Source organism: Nonomuraea sp. C10, from assembly GCF_008017515.1.
Classification (GTDB): Bacteria; Actinomycetota; Actinomycetes; order Streptosporangiales; family Streptosporangiaceae; genus Nonomuraea; species Nonomuraea ferruginea.
The window spans coordinates 1,424,690-1,441,810 of record NZ_VPFF01000003.1 but is presented as its reverse complement, the minus strand read 5'-3'; the positions used below and the strand labels follow the sequence as shown (position 1 = coordinate 1,441,810).

Sequence of the window (17,121 nt, the reverse complement as noted above, 5' to 3'; positions counted from 1 at the left end):
ACCACTCACCCGGTTTCGCGCAGTCCCGCCACCGCCATGGCCGCGACTCGGCGGTAATCCTGGAGGGCCGGCCGTTTGAACTCCACCCACCAGTTGTCGACGTGGCCAGGGTCCGGCAGATGCCATCCGGTGCGGGGGATCGCGCGCCAGCCGGCGGTGTCGGGTCGTGACTCTGGTTCCAGATAGGCATCGCCTGTGAGCTCGGCGGCCAGCAGTTCATCGAGCTTGCAGAACTGCGCGAATCTGGGCGAGGCGGCCGGATGCTTCTCACTGATCACCAGGTACGAGGTGTCAGGCGCATCCGAGAGTTCCGTCGCCAGGCTCTCGGCGAGATCTGCGAGGGCTCACTGTGCTGTGGAATCGAGTGCGTCCAACGGGCCGGCCAGGACGCGGGAGAAAGCGAGTTCCGCCGCGCCGACCAATGAGGCGTCATAACGCAGCATCGAGGTGCGCAGCCCCACCCGTCGGGAGACGGGCAGGACACTGGCCGCCACCCTCGCGCGGACCTGGGGTGCCGCACCCTGGTAGATGTCGCCGAGTGTGCCGCCGAAGGGATTAACGATCATGTGCCCGAGTTCGGCGCCGTAACCGTCGTCCCCGCCCAGCAACCTGCCGCCCACGATGATGCCACCACCCACCCCGGCATCCCCATGCGGGTAGACCAGATTCTGGTGGCCGATGCCCGCTCCGCGTTCAAGCTCGGCCAGCGCACCCAGGTGGGCTTCGTTGCCGACAGCCACGGGCAGCCCCAGCCCCAGCCGATGGCTGAGCGCGGGCCCGAAATCCAGGTTGGTCCAGCCCACGTTGGGAGCCAGGAGCACCATCCCGTCGGCGGCCCTGACCAGACCGCAGTACGACGTGCCGACCCCGAGGCACCTCGCGCTCCGGGGCGCCGCGTCCACGAGCTCGCGGCCGAACCCGGCCAGCACACCGACCACCTCGTCGAGATCGGCATGCCTGCGCCGCCGGGGCGCCTCCCTGCGCTCCAGCACCAGACCGCCGAGCCCGACCCTGGCGGCGACCAGCCGATCCACCGCCACATCGAAGGCCAGCACATACCACCGGCCGCTCTCAGGCCGCACCACCAGCGACGGCCGACCCACCCGGCCCGTCGTACCCGAAGCCTCCTCGCGCACCAGACCCGCAGCCGTGAGCTGTGTGGCCAGCGCCAGGATCGTGCTGCGGTTCAGCCCCAGCCGGTTCGCCAGCGCCGCACGCGAGATCGCCCCTGCCAGATGCACCTGCCGCAGCACCGCCCCAAGATGGTGTCTGCGAATTTCCTCCTGCGGAGTGTCGCCCCTCACGACACTGATAGTGCCATATACCAAGAACGCGCACGAGGCACCGGGAATCGGTTGTCGGCGTATCCTTTTTTCTAGTAGAGGCGAGCTCGCGCAAACCTATCTACGACCTGCCTGCGCGATACTGGAGAAAACAATTCCGCAAAAATTCAAGCGTCGGATGCGATGGGTCTTGCACGTGATTTCAAGTTGTACGACTTGCCTTAGCGCTCACGACAGGCCCGATCGGCTGCGGGTTTGCTTTTCAGGAGGAGCTCTTACCTCGTGAGCTTCACGGCGAACACAGGGAACGAGTACTCGACCTGCTCATCCGGGCCGGCCACCTCCTCAGCGGAGACTTCCCGCAGATCAGCCCACGGCACCACACCCGGATGTACATCAGCAGCCATCAGGGCAAGCACAGGAGCGGGATCGTCCACGCAGCGGAACCGCCCTCCGAACGGCAGGTCATCCGGCTCGACCGAAGCCACCGAACACCGCAACTGACCGGGCTGCTCGTCATACCAGGCATAAAACGTCACCGGCCCGACAGCATCGACGAACCATGCGCCGAGCCGCTCACCAACCGCGACAAGAGCCCGCTCAACGGGCCGCACGTCGAAACCCGCCGCGTCGACGGCGAACGCCACCAGATTGCTGCGCGCCGCCGCATTCACATTCCCTCGGTTGAGGATCAACTCCTCGTCCACGAAGGACAACACGGACTGCGCGAGACCGTCCGACACTCACTATCTCCGCTCACCGACACGTTGTTGGACGAGTGCGACTATCCCACGGGTCAGACCACCGGGGCCATCCGTCGCTCTTCCCGATCCTCATCAAGCGACGTTCGGTCAACGACCAGGATTGTGCCTGGACACGCGCGAGGAAGGTTCCCAGCGTAAAATGAATCCAGCCAGGCCACCCCGTATTGGGGAGACGGCTATGCAATCAGCTTCGCCGGCGAATAACGGGTTAATCGGATGGGTGGGTTGCCGTGGGTTATCGGCGCAGGCCTGCAGGCCGTTGGGTGCTCCTGCTCCTCATTGCCGCAATCGTCACACTTCTGCTATGGGTGGGCCTGACCGTCTTCAACAACGGAATGGATGCGGGCAACCATGTCGCGGGAATCGCTTCCGCGATCTTCGCAGCGACGGCCTTGTACCTCCAGGTTCGATCGTCGCAGTCGCAGTCCCAGACACGTCCGGACGCGACCGACACGGATATACGGGTCGAGTCCACGGCCCGTGTTCTGGCCCTGCGCGTGCAGGAAATCAGCCAACAAGAGGAACGCAACTGGCGCATCGGCGATCCATGGGCGCTGCGGGTGCGATGGCGCACCGCCTCTGATGACGTGGTCGACCACTGGGAGAAGATCCAAGCCTTCACGGCCGACGGCGGTGACAGACCTCTGCCGCTGACTGGCGATCTCCCCGGCGTTCACAGCCTCTACCAGAGTGTCCCCACCGGCCGCCTGGTCATCATCGGCCGGGCCGGGGCGGGGAAGACCGTACTCGCCCACCGGCTGATCCTGGAGTGTTTCAACCACCCTGGCGATTCGCTCCGCGTACCGGTGTTGTTCAGCCTCGGCAGCTGGGACCCGAGCCGCACCGGCCTGCACGACTGGCTGGCCGACCGGCTCATCGGCGACTACGCCTTTCTGGAAGGTGTCGACTCCACCGGGACCCCGTTGGCCAGAGTGCTGCTGGAAAGCGGACGGATCCTGCCGGTGCTGGACGGCTTCGACGAGATCCAGCAGCATCACCACGGTGCGGCCATCAGCGAACTCAGCCGTTTCGACGGGCCGTTGATCCTCACCACCCGGCCTGACGAATACGCGGCCGCGGCCAGTGCCACCAGAGCGCTCAGCAGAGCTGCCGCCATCGAACTCGAAGACCTCGCCCTCGACGATGTCCAGCGCTACCTGCAGGCCGTCAGCGGCAAGACCCGCACCGCCCAATGGGAGTCGGTCTTTTCGCACGTACGCACCCGTCCCGACGACGTCGTCAGCCGGAATCTCGCCGCGGCCCTGAGCACACCGCTTCTGGTCATGCTCACCCGTACCATCTACAACGAAACACCACACCAAAACCCCACGGACCTACTCGACGGCGGCCGGTTTCCCACCCAGGACGCGCTCGAAGAACACCTCTTCAGCGCTTACCTCACCGCCCTCTACGACCCACGCCGCACCGTCCGGTCCGGCGCCGGAAGGGCGACCTGGACCGACCACCAGGCCCGGCACTGGCTCGGCCACCTCGCCGACCACCTCGCTCGGCTCAACACACAGGACCTCACCTGGTGGCGACTCGACGCCACCCTCCGCCGCCGGACTCGCGTCCTCGTCACCGGCCTCGTGGCCATGCTGGTGGGCGGGATCGTGGGCGTTCTGAGCTACGTCGTCGCCAATCAACTGTCTGGGGCGCCGGTCGGAGGGGCCCAGTTCCGTGAAGGACTGCTGGAAATGGGAACCGGCCTCGTCGCGGGCCTCGCCGCCGGACTCCTGAACGAGACCAGGACCAGGCGCGGAGGCACTGGCCGGAACCCCGAACGGTTGCGCCTGGGTCCTTCCCGGCAACCCCTTCCCGCACGATCGCGGGTTCTGCGCGGGATCGGCGTCGAACTCGTCATCGGGCTCTCGGCCGCTCTCCTGTTCTCGCTCGCCTCCTGGCTTATCTGGGGCGTCGCGGACGACGACCCCTCGAACTCTTCCGCCAGAAATTTCGTGTGGGCCTTCGCGCCGTGGCTTCACATCACAGGCACAGCCATTTACGTGGCGGCCGGTCTCATCCTCGGCTTCCTGGTCGGAATCTCGTACGCGTTCGTGAACGCGGTCGTGTACGTGTTCAGCGGGCCGAACGACCGGAATTCCGCGGTGAGTCCCTGGGACTTACTGTCCATGGACCGTGGGGTGACGCTTTTCCGCGTCGGCATGGTCGGATTCGCGGTCTTGCTGATGAACTTCGTCCTGGTGGGCAATCAGTACGGCGACTTCCCGAGCGCAGCGTTCCTGAGGCAGGGCCTCCTCTACGGCCTGCTGTACGGATCCTTCGCCGCGCTGACCCGGCTCGTCCTCTCGGCGTGGGGAGGCTGGCTGCTCTTCGCACGCTTGTGGCTCCCGCTCTGCGGCCGGCTGCCATGGCGGCCGAAGCTCTTCCTCGATGACGCTTACGACCGAGGCGTACTGCGGCAGTCCGGCGCCGTGTACCAGTTCCGCCACGTCAGGCTCCGCGACCATCTTGCCGACCAGCACCGCACCGAAGGCCGCGGCGTCCCGGAAGAGCCGGCGGCCCCACGTACGGCAAACGACCACGTGGCTGAGCAGGAAGCGCCGGAACAGGTCTGACGTGCGAAACGCATGGGTTGTCGAACAGTGCGATATGAATCACGGACGCTCACCGGCGATCGGTCGTCGCTCACCGAGTAACGAGATCTTCGAAACCCAGCTTCAGCCAGCTCTGCCCCACGACGACATGAAGCTCACTGCCTCTACCCAGCACAGTCGCCGTCCTGGGCACCGGTCGCCCGTTGGGCATCACCAGCCATGCGGGACGATCCACCGAAAAGGCTTCTCCTCGAATGCTCCCAGCGACCAGCCGGCACCGGTTCCCGCCATAGCCGCCGACGAAAACGACTCGATCATCGGCGACCACAAGAGCCTGAGCGCCGCGCACCTCCGTGAACCAGCCGGCGATCGCCGCAGCTCGGATTCGCACGATGGGGAAATTGGTGTAGTAGTAGGCCCAGGCATCCTCCCCCGCCACATTCAACGCGTAGCAGTCGAAGATCCCACCGAACTCTCGGTCGTACGGAAAACGCCACGCGATGTCCAGGTCAGACCGAAAGCGAATCAGTCCAGCGGAGCCGATAGGTGCAGGGCTGTCCGCCTCTCCCCATCCGCGGCTGCCGCACACCCCTTCGTCGAAGTAGCTCACCCATATCTCACCGGAAGGCGTCGTCTGCACGTCTTCAATTCCGTCTCCCAGCACACCCTCTCGCCGGCGCTGCCCGTCGGCATCGTAGATGGCGGCGTTGCACTCGGCAGCCCCGTTACGCCAGCGGCACCGCGCACCCACCAAGAGCACGCCCCCGTCCGGCAGCGGCTGGGCAATGAGGTGCGCGAGTGACTGCCCGGCGATGGGCACCATCGTCGCCCGGTGAGAACCGTACGTGGCGACATGCACCGAGACGGGCGCGGCCGTACGTGAATCGGGGAAAGACGCCCCACTTGGTTCGACAGTCCGAGCGGTCAGCGCTTCGGCGTTCTCCCGCGACGCCCACACGACAACAAGTTCTCCCTCGGGACCCGCCGCCGCACTCACCAGCTCCGCACCCTGGAATGGTGCGACCAAGTCCGCATGGTGCCGCAGCCTCGCAACGCCCGCCTTCCGGCTTCTCCCGCTTCGGCTTGGGAGGACAACTACGACACCGCCGTTCCAAGGGGCTTCGCCCTGGCGGCGAAGGTCACGGGGGTGCCGTTCAGGCCGGACATGCTCGACCGCCCGATGCTCGTGGGGCCTATTTTGGAAAAATGATCGTTTGTGCCGTCCAGCAGCACTCTCGCTCGGGTTACCACCTGACCGACCTGGCGGTGCCAAGGGCTTGCGTCCACGGAGGTGTGGGAGGCGGTCAGGGGCGGGGTCCAACCGCCGACCTTCCGCTCTACAGGCGGAGCAATCACCCTGCTCGGGTGATGGAGGCCATGTCACCTCTGCCATGGTCACCCGGTGCCGGGGTCCGACGAAGAGACCTCGGCGTCGGTCGCCTCTGACCGCGGTGCGAGCGATCGAAGGGAAGCCGGCCGCAGAAGGTTAGTCGTCGGGATCCCCGAACGATTTCCTGATCTTGGCTGCGCCGTACTGGCCGGTCGGGTTACAGATCGGGCATGCGCATGGCGGCCTCCCGTGCGCGTCCGGCATGTAGCGCCACCCGGTGGCCTGGTTCACGCTGCGGATGCGGTGGATCTCCGCGGCGGCAACGGGGCGCGAAAGGAAGAACTGGTACCCGCGCGCGTCCACCTGTGCCGCGATCAGCGCGGTGGCTTCGGCACTGGTCATCTGGCGAGGGACGTGAGCATAATGGCCGACCTCCACCGGTTCGTCATCGGGCACCCGGAAGTAGACGGCGACGAGCGTACGCTGACCACCCCGCCGCAGCTCTCGGACCCACTGATGGGTGATCTGGTACGACGGGAGCACCGGCAGGCAATAGACGCCGGATGGCCCACTACGCGCGCTACTCACGGCGCGGATGCCGGCACGCCGCACCGACCGCGTGTTCTTGGCCGCGGTGATGTGAACGAGCATGGCCATCGAGACGGTCTCCCCACAAGCGGACGAACGATCAGCCAATAACGACCAGGAGCCCGGTGTTGGCAGCCCCCGCTAGCAAGATCCCGGGATTGTCCTGACAAACAAGAGGGCCCGCTCCAGAATGTGCCTGGTAGCGGGCCTTTCGCATGTGCGCGGCCGAGAGGACTCGAACCCCTAACCTTCTGATCCGTAGGGGAAGACTCACGGGCAGATCACCAGGTGATTTACCAGCGGCGATGCATGCTAGAGAGGCGTGGCATTCCTATCGTGGGAATGCATTGGGAAATGATCATTGCTGAGTGGCCCTATACCGTCGTCATGGGCAAGCAAGCATTAAGTGTCGGCCGAGCCGAGAACGCCCAGCAGCGGGGCAGTACAGCGCTGCCGTGGGCGGAAGGGTTGTCCGGCTCTACACGCCATCCAAGCCTGCGGATCTCTGTTCGGGAGGGTTCGTAGGGGCCGTTACCAGGCGTTGAGACCATCAACGAACTCGCCCGAACGTGCCCGGTTGGAGGTGAACTGAGACCCGAAACGAGACCCTATCGACCACCAACCGGGCGACTACCTGCAGCCGTGAGAAGCGTCAGGTGTGCCTACCTCGCGACATTGGGGCTCACGAACGAGGGCGGAACAACCTGAAGATGCGGTCCATCACCCTGTAAGCCGCCGAGCGGCGCGTGGGCTTACGGGACCACACCGCAGGCAAGATCACCCCCACAAAAAGCGCGAGGCACAGGATCCCGCCGAAGGAGAGAACCAGGGGGTTGCCCAGGGCCTCGACAGCGGGCTGCGGGGGCGGAGTGGACTCCACGCCGCGAAGCGTGACATCCCACCTACCGGCATGACTAGCCTCCGTGCCTTGGCGTACACTGTAGTGCACGTGTGACCTCCTTCTAGGTCATTCGTTTGTGGAAATGACGGCCCTCCCGTTGCAGCGGGGGGGCCGTTTCCGTTTGCCGGATCGGGCCCCGGGCCATCTGTTGCGATCGTATAGGACCGCGACGGATTCAGAATACCGCTTCCAGGGCCCTCAGATCACGGCTGAGGCGAGATCTCGGGCGGAGTCATCCTAGAGCTCTAGCTAGCCTCATATCGCCTCAGGATTGACCACAGGGCTTCATGGAGGTATTCGCGCGTACGCGCGCCACGCGGGTGCCCGCGCGGCGCGCGTGGTTATAGCACATCCGAGGGATGCTGCAGGGGCGGTAGGGCGGGTCATCTGAAATTGTGTCGGCCTACTCAAAGAGCGGTTGATCGTGAAACGACCCGCGGCTTCCATCGGCCCGTCCTCGAATTGACGTGAGGAACGCTCGCGATCGCGCCGCCTATTGATGCACACGCGAGCCGAGATCGCTTTCTGATTACCAGCTATTGCATCCGGGACTTTTAGTGGCCAGTGCGCATGATTGTGCGCACCAAGAAACGGCTTGCTGTTGTGGGATATGTTGCGATCCCTACATGACATAGCGGGCTAGTTCAGGAATGGCCAAGCGGGGCCGCTGCGCACCTTGTAGACCCGAATAGTACAGGCTGATTAGTTCAGGATGCGGCGAACTTTATACTCAGTCTATTGCTCAGTCTATTAAGGTATTAGGTGAGAATTAATCAGGATACGTCCCTCAATCTCCGGTCCTACTCTCATGGACGCTCACCACGCCGGTCCCGACCTTGGTGAGGCGGCTTGCGGCCTAGGGGGTTGCATGGTATTCGCGCGGGCGCGCGCGGTAGTAAGGAGGTGTGACTCGGGCGGGAGGCTGGTGCTTGTCGAGTGCGAGCCCGCTCTGACCAGCGAATGGGTGTCGGCTGCCTGTCTAGGCTCCCGCGTAGGACAGGGCGCTTCTATGCCTGTTCGTCAGTCTCGGAACCGTGCGTAACGATCCGGAGAGCACTAGTAGGGAGATCCTCGTGGTCCAACAAGGTAGCGTCGAACCCCTGGCAGAGAGTTGGCCGGCCGCACCTGAGGCGTTCACTCCGGAGATCAGCCGTCGCACGATGGAGCGCGCGTGCGCTCACGTCGGGTTGAGTGCCGAGGGCGCCGGCGCTGGAGGGCGCGTGTTCCGTGGCGTTCACGGTGGCGTGCTGGCCACGGGCACCATTCAACGCGTGTGAGGGAAGGCTCGGAAGGACGCTCTGACGCCAGAGGAGTACGCCTCACCGCTGGCCAAACGCCCCTACGATCTGCGGCACGCCTGCCTCTCCACGTGACTCAACGCGGGTGTCTCGCCGAAGCAAGTCGCCGAGTGGGCCGGCAACAGCGTGGAGGTCCTGCACCGGACCTACGAGAAGTGCCTCGTGGGCCATGACGAGATCGCCATGCGCCGTATCGCCGAGGTCCTGCGGTCCTTCACTCGTCCCGGCCGCCAGTGAAGGATCACCCAGCGAGGGCTGGTTGGAGCAGGACGCAGCCGGACGGTGAGCAGCTGGCCGAAACCGGCGATCTCGGGGTAATTCGGCGAAACCAAGCGATCTACCTCTCGTTCTCCGAGTCCCGCACCCTCATGCGCCCTTCTCGATGCGGGGGATGTGAGACGACGACCACTCAAGCCCATCGTCAACGTGTCCGGGGCGGCGGGGCATCCCATGGGTCAGTCCGATCAGCAGACCCTTTGGGACCGCACGTCTCGCTACTGACGCAAAGCCCATACGGCCTTCGGCGGAGATCGCTATGCGCCGGATTGCCAGGTCCTACGCCCTTCTCCGCGCGGGAAGACATTGGGAAGGACCAGTCGGAGACGCCCGCTCAGAGCCGGACACGGCCGGACACCTACACATGATTCAAGCCACAGAAAAGCCCTGGTCATCGCCGGGATGACCAGGGCTTCCGTCAAGCGCGGCCGAGAGGATTCGAACCCCTAACCTTCTGATCCGTAGCAAGATCGGCGATGTCCACTGGCGTCCGCATTCGACACGAGCACCTGTTCAGAAGGGGTGTCCGGGCTTAGCGATCCCAAACTCGTCCACGGTCGTCCAGGGCTGTCGTTAGCAACGCCGTTAGCAAGATCACTCGTCGGGATACTCCTCAGGGCGAGGGGGACGGACATAGGGAAGGTCTTGTCGACGACTCGCACCGGACTCGGCGAAGTTCCGCCGCCCCTGCGTAAGGCTCAGCTCGTAGTTCGGGCCTCCATGGACTTCGTCGGCGTCATGGTCGTCCTGTCCATCGTCTTCCCAGAAACAAACTGGACAGATCTCGTACCCACCTCGCACGTTAAGAGTGAGGAAACCGCAGCAAGGGCATGGATAGGGCTTGTCTTTCTTGGGACAATGAACGCTCACGAACTCCACCCGGACACCGTAACGTCCGTACTCGCCGTTCTGAAGGCACCCACAACGACCATCTCATTACGAGTGAAGCGGAGGGCCGTGGTCGAGAGCCGGCGCTGCTGCTCAACCGTATGACGCCGTACGGGACGATCAGGCTGCGTGAGGCGGCGTTGCTGTACTTCCCTGCTGTACAGCAGACCACAGCAACCCGCGTATCCGGTGGCAAGCCGACCCGGAGCGCAGGGCCGCCAGGCCCGAGCACCGGAGGCGGAACGGCAGCTTCAGAGAACCCGCACTGGAAGACTAGGGATGGTGGGAACAGTCACACCACATCTCGATTTGAGGACGCACGCCAACGATCTCAGACATACCAAGTACCCGATGGCCGCATGTCGGCCATAATTGGGTGGTGGGAGCGCGAAAGGTCAACGATATCAGGATTGCCCAAGCGACGATAGCTGCCGTACCGCTTGCCAGTTCAGCATGGGCCCTCTGGCGCCGAATGCCGTTCGGTATCGGCGTGAAATTCCAAAAAGGGACGCTGAACGAAACGCTCGTGCATATAAAAGCTCTACGCTATTCGTGCGGGGCGCGAGATTCAGTAAATCTAATGCCGGAAGAGATGGACAGGAAAGAGATAATGAAGCCGGAGCACGTCAACGCAGCCGACAGTCGAAAGGTCGCCAATTCCGACATGGCCGCTCTCGCAATTCAGCGAAACAAGTGGATGCTGCAGGTGTCATCTGTGCCAAACCTGCTGTGCGGGAAAGACGAAATGTTCCCGCTAACTCTTGAACTCGTTCGAATGATTGGCAATGGTGAAGCTGTTGATCTCGACGCGCACCCGATGCTCTCGAGCGTAGAGTCGTCAAGGTCCTGGCGGCAATACTCATATGTGCTGCGCCAGATGGGATTGGTCCAAAATCGAAAGGGCGTCCTCCGACTGGCCCCGGATGGCTCCGAACTACTCGTGGACGAATCGCGCTCGCGTCTTGCCTCTTTGATGGCTGACCGAATTCGACTATTCGCAGAGGTGCTTGGACTCCTCACGCGTGAGCCGCTGACGGTTGAAGAGGCTAACGCTGAATTGGTCGAGTCATATAATCTCGACTGGAAATCTGTAAATAACACACGCCTTCGGATGACTTGGCTTGAAGTCTTGGGGATGGTCGAATGGCTCGGAGGACGGAAGCAAAGTGCGACTCCTGCTGGAAGGGAACTTTTTGCCACCTGGGAAATTGTGACACCTTCGGCTCTGGCCATACACGACTCGGCTGAATTGGTTGAGATCCCTGAAGCTCCAGAGGAAATTGCCACCCTTCTCGAACAGCTAGGCACAACTCCAGGCGCCCAAGAGGCTAGAAAGACTTACAATATTTGGGTCCCAAGCCCAAAGGAAGACCCCAACAAAATTGAAAACTTGCGAACGTGCATTGAGGCGGCAGCGGATCAAATTGAAAAGGATACGCTACTGAGATTCATTGCGGAACGGTTCGGTCTGAAGCGTAGCAGCGTTGATTCTATGCTGCCATTCATGCGGGCTGCTGGACTGCTACAAGAAGTTCGTCGCGGAGTATTCTCCGCAACGCCAGCAGCCAGGGCATGGCTCGAGTCCGGTTCAGATATTGATTTTATTCGAATCCTTCACGCCAATATGAAATTCGTCGGCGAACTCGTTCGTGCGGCGAAGATTACTGTCCCACGGAATGATGTGTATCAGGAAGGCATCAGGTATGGTTTAAACAAGGACAAGGTGCGTTGGCTCACGGCTTTCATGATTGAGTCGGGCCTGCTCGTCGAGACATCTTGGTCGTCGGTACAGGCCACAGCTACTGGGCTACGCCTTATTGAGACGCTCCCCCTAGATGAGCCAAATATGCCGGAGATCCCTACAGAGCTTGATTCTGCGCCCGCATTGACACCACAGGTGCCAAGTGAACCTGACGAAGTGTCTTTCATCGTGGAATCGCTGCTGCGCACGTCTGTCGACCCGGCCGCCAATGGAGGAGCGCCAGGTACGGCGTTTGAAGGAAGCATCGAGAAAGCATTTAAGCATATGGGTTTCCGTGCACAGCGAATTAGTGGCTCTGCTGACACTGACATTCTGGTGCAGTGGTATGACAGCAACGGATCATTGCGGACCGCAATCGTGGACGGGAAATCGACATCATCTGGCCGAGTCTCACACAACAGTGTGAGCGACATTGCGATTGACACACATAAGGAAAAGCGTTCCGCAGAATACGTTGCAATCATTGGTCCCGCCTTCAGCGGCGACACAATTAAAAATATGGCCCAGAAGAAGCAGTGGGCGCTCATTACCGCTGACGAGTTGAGCCAAGTCGTAATCTCATCTGAGGCGCTTGGCCTGAGGCCGGCGGATGTCGGAATTCTGTTCGAGGCGCCGGACGGATTGTCGAGACTAGCTGACCTTATCGACGCGCGGCAGCGGGAACTTGATATCTTGGCTCTCGTGATTTCCCGACTAAGAATTGAGTCAGAAACGGAGGAGGCAGTTTCAGCTCGTGACATTTCACTAATTGAGCGCGGATCGCAATTGGCACCAAATATCGATGAGCTACTTGAGACGTTCAAGCTGTTTGATCGCCTTGAATCGGACATTGTCCGGAGTATCGAGGACGTACCAGATCCGCGTTACGCAACCTATCGGATTGGCGATGCGCGATCGGCAGTAAAGCGCCTTCGCGCTCTTGCGGCTGCAATTGAGAGGGGGCTTTGACGAGCCTTCCGGAGGCTTGATCTGACTGCACCGGCTGCGGTCGTTCGGCTGATGCTGAGCCGCACCCGTGACGACCTTTATCTAGCTGGTGGTCGCTGAGGTGGTTGGGCGCGTGGGCGGTGCTGGCCGCGACCGGCCGGAGAGCTGCAGCGCGGCCAGCGACCGCCCGACGCGCGGCAGGCCGCCGGAGACGGGCTGCCCTTGATACCGGAAGAGAAGTTGCTTTCTCGACTGCCCGTAGTTGCATGTCCGGTCTCATGACGTGCGTGACACTTCGCTTTGTGCCGCGGAGTTGAGCGTGGTCGAGCAGCGGTATCAAGCCGCGCTCAAGTGCTGTCCGGCGTGAGTGCCACGAAGGTCCCCCCGCTTCGAAGTGTCCCGTCAGGCAGTGCATAGATGGCCTGGCCGGGCTGTCGGGCCGCTCCTTGCACCGGCGTGCTGCCCGAAACATCGCGCGTCTCATAGGACTAGACATCTGCCCGAAAGTACGTGTCTGAGCCAAGGTCCGAAGCAGGCGGCGCATATCCCCTGAGCGTTTCGTGACCTTCAGCGGTCGTCGGCCGCACTCACCGCATCGCCGGCGTTGTTGTCGGGGTGGCCGACAAAGGTGCCCTTGCCGAGGACTGTGTAGAGGGTGCCGTCGGCGATGAGGGCGTTCAGCGCTCTCCGGGCTGTTCCCTTGGACACGCCGAGTTCGACAGCCAGGCGGGGCTCTCCGGGGACCGGCATGCCGGGCCGGTATTCGCCGACTTCGATCCTGCGCCTGATCTCGTTGACGACCGCCTGCCAGCGCAGTTCATCGGGCTTGAAGTCCATAGTGTTACGTTAGGAACCCAGGGGTTCCCATTTATTCCCGGGGGTACCTGGAGGTACCCCTAGGCAGCACTAGGAAGGTTGCCGTAGCCTGCGGACATGCAGCAAACATCCGGCCACGACCTCAGTACGCTTCGCGCTTCGTTCCCCGGCTGGTCCTTCTTCAGGAGCGACACGGGCGCCTTCTACGCGACGCGACGCGGCGTCCAACTCAACGACGCCGAACTCGACGCGGGCCTCCAGCAGACCGTGAGCGCCGACGACGCGGACACCTTTGTGGCACTGCTGCACGAGCAACACCTGAGGGGATGGGGCCGTGGCCGCGCCAACACCTGATCCAAAGCCGTGCGGCAACCAGCATGCGGCCGCGCCACTGCCCAGGGCGAGGCCGATCGAGTGGGCACCCAGCCATTCCCGCGTGAACCGGGTACGAGTCCGCGCGCACACGTGCCCATGCGTGTCACCAAACTTCGAACTGTGCACAGCAGGCGGACTCTGGTTCATCCGGCGTTTCACCACGGCAAATCCGGCCGTCGAGAGTCCTTGGCTGTCGGCCCGTGCCGCCGAAGACCTGTGGACACAGATCCTGACCGGTCAGGCCCAATGACCGAACCCGCCACCCGTTGGCCGACGAAACCGTACAGCGCGGCGCGCGATCTTCCCAGGCGCGAGTTCATCCACAGAGAGGCGGCGGGAGTCACGCCGTTAGCAGAGGTGCTAGCAAGATCCCGAGATTGTCCTGACAAACAAGAAGGCCCGCTCCAGGATGTCCCTGGTAGCGGGCCTTTCGCATGTGCGCGGCCGAGAGGACTCGAACCCCTAACCTTCTGATCCGTAGGGAAGGGCGGACACCTCATCTGCGTCCTCCCGCCCTGGTGAAGCGGTGGATATGGGTCGGTGAGATGCGATCGCGTAAGGCGGTGTTGCTGTATGGCTCTGCTGTACAGCACCAGTAGTTGACGAACTGGAAGTCCCCGGGGAGTGACCTGTGCCGATGCCCTGATCATGTCTCTGAGCTAGCGACTCGCTTTCGTCGTCAGTCGTTTCGGGCTCCTTCTCAACGTGGTGTGCCCTCGTTGTGCCCTGAGTCTTGCGCAGCGATGCCCAACTCGAAGACACAGAGGGCGGCTGCGCGTGGTCCACTGACCATGTGGAAAGTGTGATAACGAGTCTCGTAGCGATCGCAGGAACGCTACTGGGAGCCACTGCGACGTATGTCTTCCAGTTACGGACCGCTAGGCAGGCGCGCCAGTCCGCCCGGGAAGAACGCTTGTGGCAGGAACGTCTCGCCGCCTACAGCGCTTTCGCTGGCGCGCTAACGGACTTCCGGAAGAGCCAGAACGACCGATGGCACAGGGAGCAGGAAGATCCTCAGAGTGCCGCGTACTTGACGGCACGTGATGACTCCTACCGTCAGCGCGCCAACGCAACAGCCGCCCTTTTCAGGCTGCGACTCGTCACGACGAACCGGGAACTTGAGGAGCTAGCGTCGCTGGCGTTGAGATCGACCGAGGAAATCCACGAAGCCGCCGACGAGCAGGATCGAACTGACCGAGGTCGGAAAGCACGCCGCGCCCTTCTCGACTTCACCCAGGCAGCGGCAGCTAACGTGCAGAGGATCGATGCGTGATGATCCTTCTGGAAGCAACTGCTCGATTGCCTGATCTTCGCTTTTCAGGTGTAGCTATCACCGCGCTTCCCATCTGCTACACAGGTTGAATTCGTAGAGTCAGTCATGGCTTTGCCGGGGTATTGAGGGTGAGCCCGGCCTGGGTCAGACAGCCGGTGAGCAGGTGAGGCCGGTATTGGATCTTCTTCAGCTTGCGATGACGATCCGGACCAGCCCTGGCAGGTCGGTGACGGCGAAGTTGGCCAGGGCCCGGCGGAGTAGCGCCCACACACCCTCGGCGGGGTTGAGTTCGGGAGCGTAGGCGGGAAGCTGGACGATGCGTAACCAGCCGGCGTTCTCGGCGGCGAAGTCGGCGAGCTGGCCGGCCAGGTGCACGTTCAAGTTGTCCCAGCACCACACCAGTGGCGCACCCAAGTGCTGGTGGGTGGCCACGATCAGGTCCCGGTAGTCCATCCAGGAGAAGGTCTTGGGCTCGCCCTTGCGGCCGTGGTAGACGTGCAGGCGGTAGAACAGGTGCGGCCGTTCACCGTCCCGGAAGGCCAGGACGCCGGCCATGTTGACCCGGCCCGAGCCTCTGCCCCGTACCGTCACCACCGGCCGGGCGCCGACCGGCGCCCAGGTACGTCCTTTCGGCGGCCTCAGTCCTTGCCCGGCTTCGTCTTCGAAGCACAGGTAGGCACCCAGGCCCGCCGCGGTTCTTTTACCGCGGGCCACACCTCGGCCCTCCACAACGTGACGGCCTCCTCGTCCCGCTCGATCGCGCGCCGGGCCGGGACCTGCACCGACCGGCCATGACGACGGAGCAGTTTGCCCACGCCCTCGATGGTGTAGCCGATATGGAACAGCCGCCCGATCAGTGTCTTGACCCGGCCCAGCGTCCAGCACTGGTCCTCGGCGTACCCCACCCCAGGCCTGCGGGCCCCGCCGTAACTCGGCATCCAGCCGTGCCCACTGAGCGGCCGACAGCTTCTCCCTCAACACCGGCCCCTTGGGCAGCAGCGCCGCCCTGCCGCCCTCCCGCCATGCCTTCCGCCAGCGACTCACCGACCGCTCCTGCACCCGTAACCGCGCCGCGACCGTCCTGGTCGACTCCCCGGCCTCGAACCACTCGGCCGCCTGCAGCCGTACACGCTCCCGCCGCTCCTGCTCCGCTGGCGTGTATCCACCCCTTTGCCCGTACCGCTTGCTCCGGTCGTACCGCACCGAACGCGATCCGTCACGAGGCTAGGACTCTACGCTTTCGACCGGTGTAGCTAGCGATAGCACCGCTCCCACAAAGCAATGACAGACAGGAGAACGCAGTGATACAGTGCCCAGACCAATCTTCAGGTATGCAGGTCTCACATAAAACACGGAAGAATAGGCGACATTGACTTCAAAGAGACGACCTGAATCGGGCTGGCTCTCAGAGCACCCCATCAGCGTCGAATTCGATCAAGAAGCTAACGCACACTTAGCACCTGATCAGATCGCCCAGCAGAGCAGCAAGAAGGTCTGGTGGCGCTGTTCCGTTAACTCCGCACACCGTTGGCAGGCTACTCCGAACAACCGGATAGGCAAGGGATCGGGCTGTCCGGACTGCAGCGGGACCCGGGTCAGCGATGCCAACAGGTTGTCGATGAACTGTCCGGACGAGGCACTGCTGAGGCAGTGGGACTATGCGAAAAACGCACCACTTACCCCCAATGACGTCTCCGTCAGTAGCAGCCGAAAGGTCTGGTGGGCTTGCGAGAAGGCAGAGGACCATCAGTGGGCCGCCAGCGTGGGGAAACGAACCGCTGGGCGGGGCTGTCCTTACTGCTCGGGCACTCGCGTGTCTTCGAGCAACCGTCTCTCCACGAAACGTCCCGACATCGCTGGACAACTTAACGCTGACCTCTCAGGGATCTCGGCTGACGACCTCAGTGTCGGGAGCAACAGGGCGGTGTGGTGGAACTGCCCTATTGATCCACGGCACGAGCCGTGGACAGCCCCTGTGATCCGGCGCACGGGTGGCCATAAGCGCAAAGGAGCCGGGTGCCCGAGTTGCCAGCTTGTGCACACCTCCGCCCAAGAGCTACGGCTGAAGGCCGAACTAAGTAC

Annotated in this window: 11 protein-coding genes, 1 tRNA gene and 4 pseudogenes; 5 read left to right on the top strand and 11 right to left on the bottom strand. The window is 62.9% G+C overall.

Annotated elements, in window-relative coordinates; all coding sequences use genetic code 11:
- Positions 1 to 5: 5 nt before the first annotated feature.
- The 3 genes and pseudogenes from FR742_RS38445 to FR742_RS38435 form a co-directional block, all read right to left on the bottom strand.
- A pseudogene (locus FR742_RS38445) lies at positions 6 to 323 on the bottom strand (TY-Chap domain-containing protein); the annotation flags it as partial.
- Between the two features lie 21 nt (positions 324 to 344).
- Positions 345 to 1,253 carry an ROK family transcriptional regulator gene (locus FR742_RS38440; protein ID WP_261809011.1) on the bottom strand — a complete coding sequence of 303 codons (909 nt, stop codon included), beginning with the start codon at positions 1,251 to 1,253 and terminating at the stop codon, positions 345 to 347.
- Positions 1,254 to 1,558: 305 nt separating this feature from the next.
- A complete protein-coding gene (locus tag FR742_RS38435; protein WP_148036152.1) occupies positions 1,559 to 2,026 on the bottom strand; it encodes a hypothetical protein in 468 nt (155 codons plus the stop codon).
- A gap of 284 nt (positions 2,027 to 2,310) precedes the next feature.
- Here FR742_RS38435 and FR742_RS38430 point away from each other — a divergent pair, with 284 nt between their 5' ends.
- Complete coding sequence (locus FR742_RS38430) at positions 2,311 to 4,626, top strand: NACHT domain-containing NTPase (RefSeq protein ID WP_148036151.1); 2,316 nt, start codon at positions 2,311 to 2,313, stop codon at positions 4,624 to 4,626.
- A gap of 70 nt (positions 4,627 to 4,696) precedes the next feature.
- Here FR742_RS38430 and FR742_RS38425 read toward each other — a convergent pair whose 3' ends face one another.
- The 4 genes from FR742_RS38425 to FR742_RS46690 all read right to left on the bottom strand — a co-directional run bounded on the left by FR742_RS38425 (position 4,697) and on the right by FR742_RS46690 (position 9,868).
- Entirely contained in the window at positions 4,697 to 5,632 is a 936-nt protein-coding gene (locus FR742_RS38425) for a hypothetical protein (protein WP_148036150.1), read from the bottom strand.
- A gap of 459 nt (positions 5,633 to 6,091) precedes the next feature.
- A complete protein-coding gene (locus FR742_RS38420) occupies positions 6,092 to 6,592 on the bottom strand; it encodes a hypothetical protein (protein WP_148036149.1) in 501 nt (166 codons plus the stop codon).
- Between the two features lie 2,829 nt (positions 6,593 to 9,421).
- A tRNA-Arg gene (locus FR742_RS38405) sits at positions 9,422 to 9,492 on the bottom strand.
- A gap of 100 nt (positions 9,493 to 9,592) precedes the next feature.
- On the bottom strand, positions 9,593 to 9,868 hold the full coding sequence (locus FR742_RS46690; protein ID WP_187281651.1) for a CPCC family cysteine-rich protein: 276 nt from the start codon (positions 9,866 to 9,868) through the stop codon (positions 9,593 to 9,595).
- Positions 9,869 to 10,265: 397 nt separating this feature from the next.
- Between FR742_RS46690 and FR742_RS38395 the strand changes: the two genes are divergently transcribed.
- A complete protein-coding gene (locus tag FR742_RS38395; protein WP_148036146.1) occupies positions 10,266 to 12,596 on the top strand; it encodes a restriction endonuclease in 2,331 nt (776 codons plus the stop codon).
- 546 nt (positions 12,597 to 13,142) lie between these two features.
- On the opposite strand, the gene FR742_RS38390 is transcribed toward FR742_RS38395, so the two are convergent.
- Positions 13,143 to 13,412, bottom strand: coding sequence for a winged helix-turn-helix domain-containing protein (locus tag FR742_RS38390; protein ID WP_148036145.1), 270 nt, complete (start codon positions 13,410 to 13,412; stop codon positions 13,143 to 13,145).
- Between the two features lie 96 nt (positions 13,413 to 13,508).
- On the opposite strand from FR742_RS38390, the gene FR742_RS38385 reads away from it, so the two are divergent.
- Both FR742_RS38385 and FR742_RS38380 read left to right on the top strand, forming a co-directional pair.
- Positions 13,509 to 13,745 (top strand): hypothetical protein, encoded by a 237-nt coding sequence (locus tag FR742_RS38385; RefSeq protein WP_148036144.1) that lies wholly within the window; start codon positions 13,509 to 13,511, stop codon positions 13,743 to 13,745.
- 814 nt (positions 13,746 to 14,559) lie between these two features.
- The gene (locus FR742_RS38380; RefSeq protein ID WP_148036143.1) at positions 14,560 to 15,039 is read left to right on the top strand and encodes a hypothetical protein; all 480 of its coding nucleotides are present in this window, start codon (positions 14,560 to 14,562) and stop codon (positions 15,037 to 15,039) included.
- A 186-nt stretch (positions 15,040 to 15,225) separates the two neighbouring features.
- Here the strand turns inward: FR742_RS38380 and FR742_RS38375 are convergent.
- From FR742_RS38375 to FR742_RS46195, 3 genes and pseudogenes are all read right to left on the bottom strand, one after another.
- Positions 15,226 to 15,651, bottom strand: a pseudogene (locus tag FR742_RS38375) (transposase); the annotation flags it as partial.
- 26 nt (positions 15,652 to 15,677) lie between these two features.
- A complete protein-coding gene (locus FR742_RS46200; RefSeq protein WP_261809109.1) occupies positions 15,678 to 15,977 on the bottom strand; it encodes a winged helix-turn-helix domain-containing protein in 300 nt (99 codons plus the stop codon).
- A gap of 25 nt (positions 15,978 to 16,002) precedes the next feature.
- Positions 16,003 to 16,242, bottom strand: a pseudogene (locus tag FR742_RS46195) (helix-turn-helix domain-containing protein); the annotation flags it as partial.
- Between the two features lie 166 nt (positions 16,243 to 16,408).
- Here FR742_RS46195 and FR742_RS46685 point away from each other — a divergent pair.
- Positions 16,409 to 17,056, top strand: a pseudogene (locus tag FR742_RS46685) (zinc-ribbon domain-containing protein); the annotation flags it as partial.
- Positions 17,057 to 17,121 lie beyond the last annotated feature (65 nt).

Bases quoted from the DNA above. Each gene is read 5' to 3' on its own strand.
- FR742_RS38420 (WP_148036149.1), bottom strand. From the start codon at position 6,592: ATGGCCATGCTCGTTCACATCACCGCGGCCAAGAACACGCGGTCGGTG.
- FR742_RS38390 (WP_148036145.1), bottom strand. From the start codon at position 13,412: ATGGACTTCAAGCCCGATGAACTGCGCTGGCAGGCGGTCGTCAACGAG.
- FR742_RS38385 (WP_148036144.1), top strand. From the start codon at position 13,509: ATGCAGCAAACATCCGGCCACGACCTCAGTACGCTTCGCGCTTCGTTC.
- FR742_RS46200 (WP_261809109.1), bottom strand. From the start codon at position 15,977: ATGCCGAGTTACGGCGGGGCCCGCAGGCCTGGGGTGGGGTACGCCGAG.